Origin of the sequence: Acidovorax sp. LjRoot117, assembly GCF_964252695.1 — a bacterium.
Taxonomy (GTDB): Bacteria; Pseudomonadota; Gammaproteobacteria; order Burkholderiales; family Burkholderiaceae_C; genus Acidovorax.
In genome coordinates this window covers 429,217-442,908 of the sequence record NZ_CAXUPO020000001.1, presented here as the reverse complement: position 1 = coordinate 442,908, position 13,692 = coordinate 429,217, and the positions used below count along the sequence as shown (strand labels likewise).

11 protein-coding genes are annotated in these 13,692 nt (G+C 67.5%); 9 read left to right on the top strand and 2 right to left on the bottom strand.

Features of this window, described 5'->3' with window-relative positions; translation table 11 throughout:
• Positions 1–16: 16 nt before the first annotated feature.
• The 4 genes from urtB (at position 17) to urtE (ending at position 5,460) form a co-directional block, all read left to right on the top strand.
• Positions 17–1,597, top strand: a complete 1,581-nt coding sequence (urtB, locus tag ACSQ3D_RS01995; protein WP_396503053.1) for an urea ABC transporter permease subunit UrtB — start codon at positions 17–19, stop codon at positions 1,595–1,597.
• Positions 1,598–1,604: 7 nt separating this feature from the next.
• Complete coding sequence (gene urtC / locus ACSQ3D_RS01990; protein ID WP_436125751.1) at positions 1,605–2,744, top strand: urea ABC transporter permease subunit UrtC; 1,140 nt, start codon at positions 1,605–1,607, stop codon at positions 2,742–2,744.
• The gene (gene urtD, locus ACSQ3D_RS01985; RefSeq protein ID WP_056161466.1) at positions 2,741–3,616 is read left to right on the top strand and encodes an urea ABC transporter ATP-binding protein UrtD; all 876 of its coding nucleotides are present in this window, start codon (positions 2,741–2,743) and stop codon (positions 3,614–3,616) included. The genes urtC and urtD overlap by 4 nt, the downstream gene beginning before the upstream one ends.
• A gap of 1,151 nt (positions 3,617–4,767) precedes the next feature.
• Positions 4,768–5,460: an urea ABC transporter ATP-binding subunit UrtE gene (gene urtE, locus ACSQ3D_RS01980; protein WP_436125750.1), complete on the top strand. Its 693-nt coding sequence runs from the start codon at positions 4,768–4,770 to the stop codon at positions 5,458–5,460.
• Positions 5,461–5,524: 64 nt separating this feature from the next.
• On the opposite strand, the gene ACSQ3D_RS01975 is transcribed toward urtE, so the two are convergent.
• Positions 5,525–6,364, bottom strand: a complete 840-nt coding sequence (locus tag ACSQ3D_RS01975; RefSeq protein ID WP_436125749.1) for a phosphatase PAP2 family protein — start codon at positions 6,362–6,364, stop codon at positions 5,525–5,527.
• A 292-nt stretch (positions 6,365–6,656) separates the two neighbouring features.
• On the opposite strand from ACSQ3D_RS01975, the gene ACSQ3D_RS01970 reads away from it, so the two are divergent.
• From ACSQ3D_RS01970 to ACSQ3D_RS01960, 3 genes are all read left to right on the top strand, one after another.
• Positions 6,657–7,781, top strand: a complete 1,125-nt coding sequence (locus ACSQ3D_RS01970; protein ID WP_436125748.1) for a diacylglycerol/lipid kinase family protein — start codon at positions 6,657–6,659, stop codon at positions 7,779–7,781.
• A 55-nt stretch (positions 7,782–7,836) separates the two neighbouring features.
• On the top strand, positions 7,837–8,625 hold the full coding sequence (locus ACSQ3D_RS01965; RefSeq protein ID WP_436125747.1) for a metallophosphoesterase family protein: 789 nt from the start codon (positions 7,837–7,839) through the stop codon (positions 8,623–8,625).
• Positions 8,626–8,872: 247 nt separating this feature from the next.
• Entirely contained in the window at positions 8,873–9,955 is a 1,083-nt protein-coding gene (locus ACSQ3D_RS01960; protein ID WP_436125746.1) for an adenylate/guanylate cyclase domain-containing protein, read from the top strand.
• A gap of 34 nt (positions 9,956–9,989) precedes the next feature.
• Here ACSQ3D_RS01960 and ACSQ3D_RS01955 read toward each other — a convergent pair whose 3' ends face one another.
• The gene (locus tag ACSQ3D_RS01955; protein WP_436125745.1) at positions 9,990–10,718 is read right to left on the bottom strand and encodes a haloacid dehalogenase type II; all 729 of its coding nucleotides are present in this window, start codon (positions 10,716–10,718) and stop codon (positions 9,990–9,992) included.
• A 347-nt stretch (positions 10,719–11,065) separates the two neighbouring features.
• Here ACSQ3D_RS01955 and ACSQ3D_RS01950 point away from each other — a divergent pair, with 347 nt between their 5' ends.
• Positions 11,066–12,313 (top strand): MFS transporter, encoded by a 1,248-nt coding sequence (locus tag ACSQ3D_RS01950; RefSeq protein ID WP_436125744.1) that lies wholly within the window; start codon positions 11,066–11,068, stop codon positions 12,311–12,313.
• A gap of 134 nt (positions 12,314–12,447) precedes the next feature.
• Positions 12,448–13,689, top strand: coding sequence for an alanine transaminase (gene alaC, locus ACSQ3D_RS01945; RefSeq protein ID WP_056415779.1), 1,242 nt, complete (start codon positions 12,448–12,450; stop codon positions 13,687–13,689).
• The last annotated feature ends 3 nt before the right edge of the window (positions 13,690–13,692 follow it).

Sequence of the window (13,692 nt, the reverse complement as noted above, 5' to 3'; positions counted from 1 at the left end):
TCACACAGCTTCCGTCATGCTCTCTTCCCTCTTTTCTCGCCTGATCGCCTGCCTGCTGTTGTGCACAGCGGTGCAGGCGCACGCGCTCACGGCCGAGGCTGCGCGGGCCATGGCGGCGGGCGATACCGATGAGCGGATCGCCGCGCTGCAGGCCGCCATCGCCACCCCGGACGACGCCACCGTGGCCTTCATCCGTGCCATGGGCGACGATGCGGTCAAGATCGCGGGCGACAAGGCCATCGTCGTCAAGGATGGCAAGGGGCTGGACCCCGTGACGGGCGCCGAGGTGCCCGTGCCCGACGATGCCGAAGACATCGTCAACAACAACCGCATGCGCGGCGAGTTCGACACGGCACTCGCCTCGCTGCAGCTCATGTCCACGGATGTGGCCCAGCGCCGCAAGGCCATCGACGCGCTGCGCGAAGAAACCGACGAGGCCCGCCTGCCGCTGATCGAAAAAGCCCTGGCCGCCGAGCAGGACGCCGGCCTCAAAGCGCTTCTCACCAACATCCGCGCGCGCATGCTGCTGGGCAGCAGCGACGCCGCCAAGCGCCTCGAGGCCGCACAGCACCTGGCCGCCAGCGGCAACCCTGCCACCCGCACCGTGCTGCTCGAGCAGCTGCGCAGCGAAGAAGACCCCAAGGTCAAGGCCGCCTTGCAGGCCGCACTCAAGACGGTGGAGGACAGCCTGCAATGGGGCGAGCGACTGGCAGCGATGTTCACAGGCATCAGCCTGGGCTCCATCCTGCTGCTGGTGGCGCTGGGCCTGGCCATCACCTACGGCCTGATGGGCGTGATCAACATGGCCCATGGCGAGCTGATGATGATCGGCGCGTACGCCACGTATGTGATGCAGGGCATCTTCCAGAAGTATTTTCCGGGCGCGTTCGACTGGTACCTGGTCGCCGCCGTGCCCGCTGCCTTCATGGCGTCGGCCCTGATGGGCGCGGTGCTGGAGCGCGGGGTGATCCGCTTTCTGTACGGCCGGCCGCTCGAGACCTTGCTGGCCACCTGGGGCATCAGCTTGATGCTGCAGCAACTGGTGCGCACCGTGTTCGGCGCGCAGAACGTGGGCGTGGAAAACCCCTCGTGGATGAGCGGCGGCGTGCAGCTCATGGAGAACCTGCAACTGCCCTGGAACCGCGTGATCATCGTGGCCTTTGCGCTGGCGGTGCTGGGCGGCGTGGCCTTTCTGATCAGCAAGACGCGCCTGGGGTTGTTCGTGCGCGGCGTCACGCAAAACCGGCCCATCGCTTCGTGCATGGGCGTGAACACGGCGCGTGTCGATACCTACGCCTTCGCGCTGGGCTCGGGCATTGCGGGTCTGGCGGGCTGCGCGCTCAGCCAGGTGGGCAACGTGGGACCGGACCTGGGCCAGGGCTACATCGTCGACTCGTTCATGGTGGTGGTGCTCGGCGGCGTGGGCCAGCTGGCCGGCACCGTTTACGCAGCGCTGGGCCTGGGTGTGCTCAACAAGTTCCTGGAAGGCTGGACGGGCGCCGTGCTGGCCAAGATCGCCGTGCTGGTGTTCATCATCATCTTCATCCAGAAGCGGCCGCAGGGCATCTTCGCGGTGAAGGGCCGTACGGCGGATTGAGACTGTTATGAATACCCCTGCTATCCAACTCCCCGCACCCGCACCACTGCTCACGCGCAGCGGCTGGTCGGCTTTCATCGTGGCGCTCATCGTGGTGTGCGCCGTGGCCCCCGTGCTCAACCTGTGGGTGCCTGCCGGCAGCCCGCTGCACCTGTCCGACTACGCCGTGGCGCTGCTCGGCAAGATCATGTGCTACGCCATCTGCGCGCTGGCCATGGACCTGATCTGGGGCTACACCGGCATCCTGAGCCTGGGCCATGGCCTGTTCTTCGCCTTGGGCGGCTACGTGATGGGCATGTACCTCATGCGCCAGATCGGCCGCGACGGCAACTACCAAAGCGACCTGCCTGACTTCATGGTGTTCCTCGACTGGAAGGAGTTGCCCTGGCACTGGATGCTGTCCGACAGCTTCGTCGCCACGCTGATCCTTGTCGTCGCGGTGCCCGGTGCCATCGCCTTCGTGTTCGGCTACTTCGCCTTCCGCTCGCGCATCAAGGGCGTTTACTTCTCGATCATCACGCAGGCCATGACGTATGCGGCCATGCTGCTGTTCTTTCGCAACGAGACGGGCTTTGGCGGCAACAACGGGTTTACCGACTTCAAGCGCATCCTGGGCCAGCCCATCGCCACGCAGAACATGCGCATGCTGCTGTTCGTGATGACGGGCATCACGCTCTTGGTGTTCTTCCTGCTGGCACGCTGGCTGGTGCGCAGCAAGTTCGGTCGCGTGCTGCAGGCCGTGCGCGATGCGGAGACGCGCGTCATGTTCTCGGGCTACTCGCCGCTGCCCTACAAGCTCACCATCTGGACCATCAGCGCCATGATGTGCGGCGTGGCCGGTGCGCTGTATGTGCCCCAGGTCGGCATCATCAACCCCGGCGAGATGAGCGCCGCCAACTCCATCGAGATCGCGGTCTGGGCCGCGGTGGGTGGCCGCGCGACGCTGATCGGCCCCATCGTCGGCGCCTTCATCGTCAACGGCGCCAAGAGCTGGCTCACCGTCACTGCGCCGGAATTCTGGCTGTACTTCCTGGGCGCGTTGTTCATTGCGGTCACGCTGTTTTTGCCCGATGGTGTGGTGGGCCTGGTCAAGAAACTGAAGAACAAGCGCCACGACAAAAAGACCCGCGAAGGAGCCGCGCCATGACGCCCGATCTGATGGAAGAGGGCGCGCAGCGCATCGCCGCTCGGCAGGCGCCGGTCGTGCCAGGCCAGACCGAATCTGGTGGCCGCGCCGCGGGCTTCTCGCGCGTGGCCACGCCCGGCGAGGTGGATGTGGCCCACGGCCGCATCCTGTACCTGGAAGACGTGAACGTGAGCTTCGACGGCTTCAAGGCCATCAACAACCTGAGCCTGGATATCGCGCCCGGCGAGCTGCGCTGCATCATCGGCCCCAACGGTGCGGGCAAGACGACGATGATGGACATCATCACCGGCAAGACCCGGCCCGACAGCGGCACGGTGTACTTCGGCTCGACCATCGACCTGTTGCGCCACAACGAGCCGGAGATCGCGAGCCTGGGCATTGGCCGCAAGTTCCAGAAGCCCACGGTGTTCGAGCAGCTCACGGTGTTCGAGAACCTGGAGCTGGCCTTGAAGACCCACAAGGGTGTGGCATCGAGCATGTTCTTTCGGCTGGACTCCGCGCAGTCGGACCGCCTGGCCGAGGTGTTGCACACCATTCACCTGGCGGGCAGCGTGACGCGGTTGGCCGGGAACCTGAGCCATGGACAAAAGCAGTGGCTTGAGATCGGGATGCTGCTGATGCAGGACCCGAAGCTGTTGCTGCTCGACGAGCCGGTAGCGGGCATGACGGACGACGAGACGGCGCGGACTGCGGAGCTGTTTTTGACCTTGAAGGGCAAGCACTCGCTGATGGTGGTGGAGCACGACATGTCGTTCATCCGCACGATTTCTGAGATCGTGACGGTGTTGTGCGATGGGGCTGTGTTGGCGCAGGGGACGCTGGACCAGGTGCAGGCGGATGAGCGGGTGATCGAGGTTTATCTGGGGCGGTGATGGTGTGTTCGGGCTCTTGCTCTTTGGCTGCGGTGCGTATGGGTGGGGGCGTTATGCGTCACCGACCGTTCGGGCTGAGCTTGTCGAAGCCTGGGCACAGCTTTCCCTGTCCGTTCGGGTTGAGCTTGTCGAAACCTGGGTGCGCTCGCAGGCTCGCTGGTGGACCGCATGCCTTTGTTGAGGGCGGAGGCCGGGAGTCGCCCGGCGTGCGAGTAACTTTCTTTTGCTTCGCCAAAAGAAAGTCACCAAAGAAAAGGCGACCCTACAGCCTGCGTCCCTTCGCTTCGCTGCGGGCAACCTGCGGTGCTCGGTCGCGGGGTGCGCTGCGGAACTCGCTGCGCGCTGCGCGCTCCGCTCAGACAACCGCAGCGAGTCAGTTCACGATGCGTGTGTCCTTCGGCACACGCTCACCCCACGCCCTGCGCTCCTCGGCGCATCCTGAAGGGATGGGGGAGAGGACATCCACACGGGCCATCGCTGCGCTCGGCCCCGAACGCGCGGGCGCTTCGCGCCGCGACCGCCAGGCCGAGCGAAGCAATGGCCCGTGCGGCTGTTTGGCTGTTCGGCTGCCCACCCCCTGTGGCTGCGCCTGCGGCGGGGCGGTTGCGGGGTGGCATGCGCGTCGGAGCGCGCATGCTTCGTGCACTGACTCGCCGCAGTTGTCTGAACGGAGCGCGCAGCGCGCAGTGAGTTCTGCGGCGCACCCCGCAACCGCCCCGACGCAGGTTTGCCCCGTAGCGCAGCGAAGGGGTCGCAGACTTGGGGTCGCCTTCTCTTTGGTGACTTTCTCTTGGCGAACCAAGAGAAAGTTACCGCGCCGCCGGGCGCGCACCCCGGCTCCCGCCCTTCAGCACAGGCATGCCGCCCCATCAGCGAGCTCGCGAGCAGCGCCCCGGTTTCGACAAGCTCAACCCGAACGGTCAGGGTTTTGTGCCCCAGTTTCGACAAGCTCAACTCGAACGGATGGGGTTACGGAAGGGCAAGGTTTCGGCAAGCTCAACCCGAACGGTTCTGATGGCACCGAGACTTCAACAAGCTCAATCCCTGCCATCCAACGCAGCCACCCAAAAATCCTGCACCCAAACGCTATCAAAAACATAGCTTATCGCGCCCGATGAACGCGCGCTAGACACCAACCAGGCTCACCAAAAATGCTCACCGTCCAAAACATCAACCAGTACTACGGCGGCTCCCACATCCTGCGCGACGTGAGCCTCACCGCTGCCCCCGGCAAAGTCACCGTGCTCCTCGGCCGCAACGGCGTCGGCAAGACCACGCTGCTCAAAAGCCTCATGGGCCTGGTCCCCATCAAAAGCGGCGCCATCACCTTCGACGGCAAACCCATCGACAAAACCACCCCCTACGACCGCGCCCGCGCCGGCATCGGCTTCGTGCCCCAGGGCCGCGAAATCTTCGGCCGCCTCACGGTCGAAGAAAACCTGCGCATGGGCCTGGCCTACAAGAGCGGCTCCACCCCCATCCCCCCGCACCTGTACGACCTGTTCCCCGTGCTCAAGCAGATGCTCCACCGCCGCGGCGGCGACCTCTCGGGCGGGCAACAGCAGCAGCTCGCCATCGCCCGGGCCCTCGCACCCGGCCCGCGCCTGCTCATCCTGGACGAGCCCACCGAAGGCATCCAGCCGAGCATCATCAAGGACATCGGCCGTGTGATTCGCATGCTGGCCGACAAGGGGGAGATGGCCATCCTGCTGTGCGAGCAGTACTACGACTTCGCGCAGGAGCTGGCCGACGAATACCTCGTGATGGAGCGCGGCGAAGTCATCGCCCGCGGGCCTGGCAGCGAGATGGAAGCCAAGGGCATCCGCACCCTCGTCGCGATCTGAAAACGCGCACCATGCCCGGCCTGCGTGGAGCGGGACAGGTGCCGAGCTGGCCCTGAAGCGTCCGTCAGGCCTGCTCGGTGGCCGGGGTCGCTGCGCCGCGCCAGCGCGACACGCTCTCCATGACGAGCACGGTGCACACCATCCACGTGCCGGCCAGCAGCCAGCCTGCGAGCACGTCGCTGGCGTAGTGCACCTGCAGCACCACGCGGCTCCAGCCGGTGGTGAAGACCGCAGCGCCGGCCAGCAGGGCGGCGGGCAGGTGCCAGGGGCGCGGGAGCAGGCGCGTGGCCAGGTAGGCGAGCATGGCGTACGCCATCATCGACGCGCTGCTGTGCCCGCTGGGAAAGCTGTAGCCGTCGGCCTGTGCGATGCCGTGCACATGCTCGGGCCGCACGCGCTCGAACAGGCTTTTGAGGATGCGCGTCAATGCGCCGTTGCCGGCCATGGCGACCAGCCAGCCGGTGGCCAGCAGTCGGTGCCCGCGCCACCACAGCAGCGCGGTGACCAGCACCGTGAGCGCGGCCAGCGCCCAGCTGTCGCCCAGGTGGGTCACGGTGGCAAACCACTGAAGCACCGCCACATCGGCATGCGCCTGCAGGCCTGCGGCCAGTGCGTCGTCCAGCGCGCCCCACGTGCCGCCCGGGTGGCCGCTTTCGGCCAGTTCTGCCATCACCGCACCGGCTGCCACCAGCACGCCCGCACTCGCCGCCATGGCCGCCACCAACACCCAGCGCGCCTGTGCGGGTACCCACTGGCGCAGCGGCGGGCTGGCCCGCCGCAGGGTGCGCAGGCCGCACAGGCAGCCCCAGCCCGCCAACGACGCCAAAGCCATGCCTGCGGCCCACCAGCCGAGCGGGTGTTGCGCCAGCAGGGCGCCCAGGTTGGCTGCATGCAGTTCTGTCATGAAAGTGGTCTTCCTTTCCGTGTTTGCCAAGGCGGCCGCGGCGGCGCAAAGCGGGCATTTGTACAGGACTTTGTAGCAGCCCATGTGGGCGTGGGTGTATGGCAGCGCGCCCATACTGCCTGTGCGGCTGCTCCGCGTTGCTGTCGGCGAGCACTGACATGGCGAAGGCATTGCTACCGGCTGCGTGCCTGAGGCAGGCTGGGCACCATCGCTCCATGGCAGAAAAGCGCCCGGTGCCGACGCACCGGCGTCTTGATGTTCTGCCGCCACCTTTTGATTTGCACATTGGCCCATGACACCCTCCGACAGCTCCATACCCACCATGCCGCGCGGCCCCATCCACCTGGTGGTGCCCAAGCGCCCGGGGGCGGACTTCGACCTGCTGCGGGCCAAGCTCGAAGGGGTGAGCGCACTGCAGAGCCACGATGTGGTGTGGCATGTGCCGCGTGAGCGGGCCGATATCGTCCAACTGGCGCACGACGCGGCCGAGGCGGCCCGCCAGGATGGTGGGCTGGTGGTGGCCGCCGGCGGCGACGGCACGATCAACGCCGTGGCCGCAGCCGCCTTGCGCGCTGGCGTGCCGATGGGTGTGCTGCCCATGGGCACCTTCAACTACTTTGCCCGCGAGCACGGTCTGGCGCTGGACCCGGAAGTGGCGGTGCAGGATCTCCTCAAGGCGCTGGACTTTGGCGACATGCGCCCGGTGCAGGTGGGCTTTGTGAACCAGCGCCTGTTCCTGGTCAACGCCAGCGTGGGCCTGTACCCCAAGCTGCTGGCAGAGCGCGAAAAGGCGTCGCGCCGCTTCGGCCGGTCGCGCATGGTGGCGGTGGCGTCCGCCGTGTGGAGCATGTTCCGCCCCTCGGCCGGCCGCCGCTGGCGCGTGGTGATGAAAACCCACCAGGGGGCGCAGTCCAGCCAGGAAGAGCATCTGGTCACCACCCTGTTTGTGGGCAACAACCCCCTGCAGCTCGACCGCATGGGCCTGGCCGAAGCCAAGCTGGTGGCCGACGGCGGCATGCTGGGCGTGGTGATGCTGCAGCCCCAGGGCCGCTGGGCCGTGGCGCGCACGGTATGGAACGCGGCCACCGGACAGTTGGGCAAGGACAGTGCGGTGGTCAGCCTGGCGTGCTCCGAGCTGGCGGTGTCACCCGCCAGCTGGCGCCCACCCCAGGTCAAGGTGGCGTTCGACGGCGAGCGCGAATGGATGGCGCCGCCGCTGCAGTTCAGCATTGGTGCCCGGCCGCTGTGGCTGGTGGCGCCGTCGCCCCTGGTGCGCGACGAGCCGCCGCTGACCGCAGCCACTGCGGTGACCAGCCTTGCCGCCGTGGCCGCGGCGATTGTGCCGGGCCTGGGTGACAGCGACGAAGCACCCGCACCCGCCTCCGACCCTGAAGGCCAAGGCCTGCTGCCCGCATGAGGATGACGAACAACCCGGCGCGCCGCGCTGCCTCCACCCCGTGCAGGATGCGACGATGACCGTCCTGATGCACCTGTCGGACCTGCATTTTGGTGCGCACGACCCGGCGGTGTGCGATGCGGCGTTGCGACTGGCGCAGCGGCTGGGCGTGTCGATGGCGGTAGTGTCGGGTGATCTTACGCAGCGCGCCACGGCCACCCAGTTCGAGCAGGCTGCGCGCTTTGTGCAAGGCCTGCACGCGCGCAGCACGCTGGTACTGGCGGGTAACCATGACCTGCCGCTGTTTGCGTGGTGGATGCGCTGGGGCCGGTCGTACGAGCGGTTTTCCACCCAGTTCGGCATGGACTACGAGCCGGTGCGTCAGTCCGGCGCCTTTTACGTGGTGGGGGTGAACACCACGCGCGCCTGGCGGCACGAGCGCGGCAGCCTGTCGTCGGCGCAGATCCAACATGTGGCCGACCTGCTGGCCCGCGCGCCGCCGGACGCCTGGCGCATCGTGGCCAGCCACCACCCGCTGGTGGCGCGCGACGCTGCCGACCGCGCCCACCGCCCGTCGCGCGCGGACGAGGCGCTGGAGCGCTGGCGCTCTGCGGGCGCGCAGATGCTGCTGTCGGGCCATGCGCACCAGCCGGCATTGCTCAACCCCATTCCCGGCCTCTGGGCCAGCCATGCGGGCACAGCGGTGTCTTATCGCCTGCGCCATGGCTGTCCGAACAGTTTGGTGCTGTTGACGGTGGAGGCCTCTGGCGAAGTGGAGGGCGGCTTGGCGCGGTATGCGTCACGGTGGGATTACAGCGCCGAGTCGGGAGAGTTCGAGCGCGTGCTGCGGGTCACCGCGACCTGAGCCTGCCGCAGCTGCGGCATATGTTGTCTGCTACTAAATTGGTAGCTGCTAGCGCTTGTCCATCAAGCGGTAGAGGCCTAATTTTCCCTGAAATGGCCTGCAGGATTCTGTGGCGGATACGCCCCGGCAGGTTTGACCGGGTTGACCGCCCCCGGGGCCGCGCCTATTCTGGCTGGCAGGGTGAACCAGCCGCGCGACGGAGGGTCGCGGGCCACCCCAAACACTCGAAGCTCCACGGCCTTTTTCCATGCACAAAGAATTCAACCACGACGCGCTGCGCCGCCTGCAGACATTGATCGAGCGCGAAACAGGCGCGCCACTGAGCGACACGGCGCAGGCCGAGGTCGCGGCTATTTTGCGCGGCGTCGAGTCGCCCCAGGGCGCCGCCACCGAGGGCGTGGAGGCCGCGCCGCGCGAGGTCACCATCTTGTTGGCCGACCTGCGCGGCTTCACCGCGCTGTCGGGGTCGCAGCCAGCGGCGGTGGTCATCGCGGCGCTCAATCGCTGCCTGTCGCGCCTGAGCGAGGTGGTGTTCAAGTACCGGGGCAGCATCGACAAGTTCATGGGCGACTCCATCATGGTGCTCTTCGGCGCGCCGGTGGCCAACGATGACGATGTGGACCGCGCGCTGCTGTGCGCGGTGGAGATGCAGATCGCCATGCGCGAGCTGAACCTCGCCCACCTGCGCGAGCGTCTGCCGGAGGTCTTCCTCGGCATCGGCGTGAACACCGGCACGGTGATGGCCGGCCGCTTCGGCTCCGACGTGTATTCCGAGTACACCGTGATCGGCGAGGCGGTCAACCTGGCATCGCGCATCGAGGCGCTGAGCCTGCGCGGCCAGGTGCTCATCAGCGACACCACCTACCAGCGCTGCTGGGGCCTGGTGTCGGCGTCGGCGCCGATGCAGGTGCACGTCAAGGGCCGCACGCAGCCGGTCAGCCTGCGCGAGCTGATCGCGATCCCGTCGCACAAGCTCAAGGTGCCACGCCAGGAGTTTCGCCGCAGCCACCGGGTGGATGCGCGCCTGCCGTGCCTGTGCCAGCGCATGCAGGACAAGATCGTCGTGCCCCACATCGTGCACGGCGCCATCCGCGACATCGGCTACCACGGCCTGCTGGTGGAGTTGATCGAGCCGCTGGAGGCGCACAGCGAGATCAAGCTCGAGTTCGAACTGCCGCTGGTGGACTACCGCGTGGCCGACGTGTACGCCCGGGTCATCACCGTCAAGCAGGAGGGCGACGAGTGGGTGGCGGGGCTCGAGTTCACCTCCATCAGCGACGAATGCCATGCCAAGGTGCAGATGTTCGTGCAGCTGCTGGTGGTGCACTGACCCGTGACCGGGCCGCGGCCGCGCTCTCGCCGGCTCAGCAGCCCAGCATCCGCGCCAGGTCGATAAGGTCGGTGGCGTGCAGGTCGTTGCCGGGCTGCGGCGCGCCGTCTTTGGGGCGGGCCGCGCCCAGTTCGTGCGGACGCTCGATGTAGGCCGTGCGCAGGCCGCAGCCGCGCGCGGCGGCCAGGTCGTCGTGGTGCGTGGCCACCAGCGCCACCTGCGACGGCGCGGCGTCGAACACCCGCGCCACACCCAGGTAGGTGGCCGGGTCGGGCTTGTAGGCGCGGAACACCTCGGCACTCAGCACGCAGTCCCAGGGCAGGCCGGCGCGCTTGGCCATGTGGGTCAACAGGCCGATGTTGCCGTTGGACAGCGTGGTGATGATGAAGCGCGTCTTGAGCCGCTTGAGGCCCTCCACGCTGTCGGGCCAGGCATCCAGCCGGTGCCACACCCGGTTGAGGTGGCGGCGCTCCACTTCGGACAGATGCGCAAGGCCAAACCGCGGCAGGATCTCGTCGAGGATGCTGCGGTGCAGGTCGTCGATCAGTGTCCAGCCCTGCTCGCCCCGCATCACCCGGGCCATGGCCGGCTGGTAGCCCGCGCGCCAGGCCAGAGCGAACGCATCGCCGTCCACCGCGGGGTACAGCGCCTGCATCTCGCGCTCGATGCTGCCGTGCCAGTCCACCACCGTGCCGAAGATGTCGAAGGCCAGTACCTTGACGGTGGAGGCAATGCTGTCGGCGGTTCCTGCAGTCGATGTCATGGAAGGTCTTTCGTTCAGGGTGGGGCGTCGTGATGAACTTGCCGGCAGCGCAGGCGTCGCCAGCGGTGCTTGCGATGCCTGCGATGCCTGCGATGCCTGCGATGCCTGCGATGGGCGCAAAGCCCAGGGTCTGCAGGCGCACCGCCAGCCTAGCAGTGCCTGCTGTTCGGCGTGTTCGCACAGGTTACACATGTCCCCAGACCTGCATGTTCGCGCAGAGAATGCTATGGTTACGGAAATCGGGTTTACCCCTGTAACTCGGTTTCTCCCTCCATCCCCTGTATTCGTTGTACGTCCCGCGCCGGCCCATCGGGTGAAGGCGGGGCGTTCGCTTGCTGCCGCCAGCCATGACCGCGCCTTTGTCTCCCCCATCCCCCGCGTCTTCCGAGCCGCCCATCGCCCACACCCCCACCGACGACCGCACCCTGGTGCGTGCCGTGCTGGCCCTGGGGGTGGGCGGCTTTTCCATCGGCACGGGCGAATTCGTCATCATGGGCCTGCTGCCCGAGGTGGCGCGCGACATCAACGTCACCATTCCGCAGGCCGGCCACGTCATCAGCGCCTATGCGCTGGGCGTGGTGGTGGGTGCGCCGGTGCTGGCCGTGCTGTGCGCCCACTGGGGGCGCCGCACGCTGCTGATGGCGCTGATGGTGGTGTATGCGCTGGGCAACTTCGCATCGGCCCTGGCGCCGGGCTACCTGTCGCTCAGCGCCATGCGTTTGTTCACCGGCCTGCCGCACGGCACCTACTTCGGCGTGGCCGCGCTGGTGGCTGCGGCGCTGGCACCACCTGGGCGCCGTGCGCGCGCGGTGGGCTGGGTCATGCTGGGGCTGACCACCGCCACGCTGGTGGGCGTGCCCATTGCGGCGGCGCTGGGCGAGTATTTCGGGTGGCGCGCGGCGTTCGTCTTCGTGGGCATCATCGCCCTGGCCGCCGTGGCCATGGTGCGCCTGTGGGTGCCCGACATGCCCGCATCGCACGGCGCCAGTCCGCTGCGCGAGCTGGGCGCGCTGGCGCGCAAGCAGGTGTGGTTCACGCTGGGCATCGGCGCCATCGGTTTCGGCGGCATGTTCGCGGTGTTCAGCTACATCAAGCCCACGCTGCTGGAGGTGGCCGGCATGCCCCCTGCGCTCATGCCCTTCGTGCTGTCGCTGTTCGGTCTGGGCATGGTGGCAGGCAACATTGTCGGCTCGCGCATGGCCGACAAGGCGCTCATGCCCGCCATCGGCAAGGTGCTGCTGTGGTCCATCGCGGTCATGGCGCTGTTCGTGCCTGCTGCGCACCACCCCGTCAGCGCGGCGGTGGCGACCTTTCTGCTCGGCACGGTGGTCGCCATCGGCCCGGCCTTGCAGATCCGGCTCATGGATGTGGCCGGCGATGCGCAGACCCTGGCCGCGGCGCTCAACCACTCGGCCTTCAACGCCGCCAATGCGCTGGGCGCGTGGCTGGGCGGTGTGTCCATCGCGGCCGGCCTGGGCTGGACGTCCACCGGCTGGGTGGGCGTGGTGCTGGGGCTGTGCGGCGTGGGCATCTTTGCCCTGGCGCTGTCGTCCGAACGGAAAACGCAGCGCGCCACGGAAGGCCTCAGCGCCTGAGCGTAGCGGCGGTGCGACACCGCCGCGCCGGGCGCAGCGAATGCCGCTTTCTGCAGTACAGTGAACGCGGGCCAACCCCATTGTTGGCCACGTCGCTCGGACGGTTCCGGGCGCTCACGTGAAAGTTCACCAGCATGTCTGCTTCTCAGGGCAAGCGCCGCTTTGCGCGCATCGATCGCCTTCCCCCCTACGTCTTCAACATCACGGCCGAGCTCAAGCTCGCAGCGCGCCGCCGTGGCGAGGACATCATCGACATGAGCATGGGCAACCCCGATGGCGCGACCCCGCCGCACATCGTGGCCAAGCTCACCGAAGTGGCCCAGCGGCCCGACACCCACGGCTACAGCGCCAGCAAAGGCATCCCCCGCCTGCGCCGCGCCATCAGCCACTGGTACAAGGACCGGTACGCGGTGGACATCGACCCCGACACCGAGGCCATCGTCACCATCGGCTCCAAGGAGGGCCTGGCCCACCTGATGCTGGCCACGCTGGACCGCGGCGACACCGTGCTCGTGCCCGACCCGAGCTACCCCATCCACATCTACGGCGCGGTGATTGCCGGGGCCGACATCCGCAGCGTGCCCGTGGCGCCCGACGTCGACTTCTTTGCCGAGCTGGAAAAAGCCATCCGCGGCAGCTACCCCAAGCCCAAGATGATGATCTTCGGCTTTCCGAGCAACCCGACCGCACAGTGCGTGGAGCTGAGCTTCTTCGAGCGCGTGATCGCCCTGGCCAAGAAGCACGACATCCTGGTGGTGCACGACCTGGCCTACGCCGACATCGTGTACGACGGCTACCGCGCCCCCAGCATCATGGAAGTGCCTGGCGCCAAGGACGTGGCGGTGGAGTTCTTCACCCTCTCCAAGAGCTACAACATGGCCGGCTGGCGCGTGGGTTTCATGGTGGGCAACCCTGACCTCGTGGCTGCGCTGGCCCGCATCAAGAGCTACCACGACTACGGCACCTTCACTCCGCTTCAGGTCGCAGCCATCGCCGCGCTGGAGGGCGACCAGCAGTGCGTGAAAGACATCGCCGCCCAGTACCAGCGCCGTCGCGACGTGCTGTACAAGGGGCTGTCGGAATCCGGCTGGGCGGTGGACTGCCCCCGGGCCAGCATGTACATCTGGGCCCGCATCCCCGAGCCGTATCGGGCCCTGGGCTCGCTCGAGTTCGCGCGCCAGCTGCTCGACAAGGCCAAGGTGTGCGTGTCGCCCGGCATCGGCTTTGGCGACCAGGGCGACGAATACGTGCGCTTCGCCCTCATCGAGAACGAGGCCCGCATCCGCCAGGCCGTGCGCGGCATCCGTGCCATGTTCAAGGCCGATGGCTTGCTGAAGGTGCCTGCGGCGCCTGCGCCGGCCACCGCAGTGGCTTGAACA

Coding starts and splice junctions, on each gene's coding strand:
- alaC (WP_056415779.1), top strand. CDS start 12,448: ATGTCTGCTTCTCAGGGCAAGCGCCGCTTTGCGCGCATCGATCGCCTT.
- ACSQ3D_RS01970 (WP_436125748.1), top strand. CDS start 6,657: ATGACACCCTCCGACAGCTCCATACCCACCATGCCGCGCGGCCCCATC.
- urtD (WP_056161466.1), top strand. CDS start 2,741: ATGACGCCCGATCTGATGGAAGAGGGCGCGCAGCGCATCGCCGCTCGG.
- ACSQ3D_RS01955 (WP_436125745.1), bottom strand. CDS start 10,718: ATGACATCGACTGCAGGAACCGCCGACAGCATTGCCTCCACCGTCAAG.
- urtE (WP_436125750.1), top strand. CDS start 4,768: ATGCTCACCGTCCAAAACATCAACCAGTACTACGGCGGCTCCCACATC.
- ACSQ3D_RS01975 (WP_436125749.1), bottom strand. CDS start 6,364: ATGACAGAACTGCATGCAGCCAACCTGGGCGCCCTGCTGGCGCAACAC.
- urtB (WP_396503053.1), top strand. CDS start 17: ATGCTCTCTTCCCTCTTTTCTCGCCTGATCGCCTGCCTGCTGTTGTGC.
- ACSQ3D_RS01950 (WP_436125744.1), top strand. CDS start 11,066: ATGACCGCGCCTTTGTCTCCCCCATCCCCCGCGTCTTCCGAGCCGCCC.
- ACSQ3D_RS01960 (WP_436125746.1), top strand. CDS start 8,873: ATGCACAAAGAATTCAACCACGACGCGCTGCGCCGCCTGCAGACATTG.
- ACSQ3D_RS01965 (WP_436125747.1), top strand. CDS start 7,837: ATGACCGTCCTGATGCACCTGTCGGACCTGCATTTTGGTGCGCACGAC.
- urtC (WP_436125751.1), top strand. CDS start 1,605: ATGAATACCCCTGCTATCCAACTCCCCGCACCCGCACCACTGCTCACG.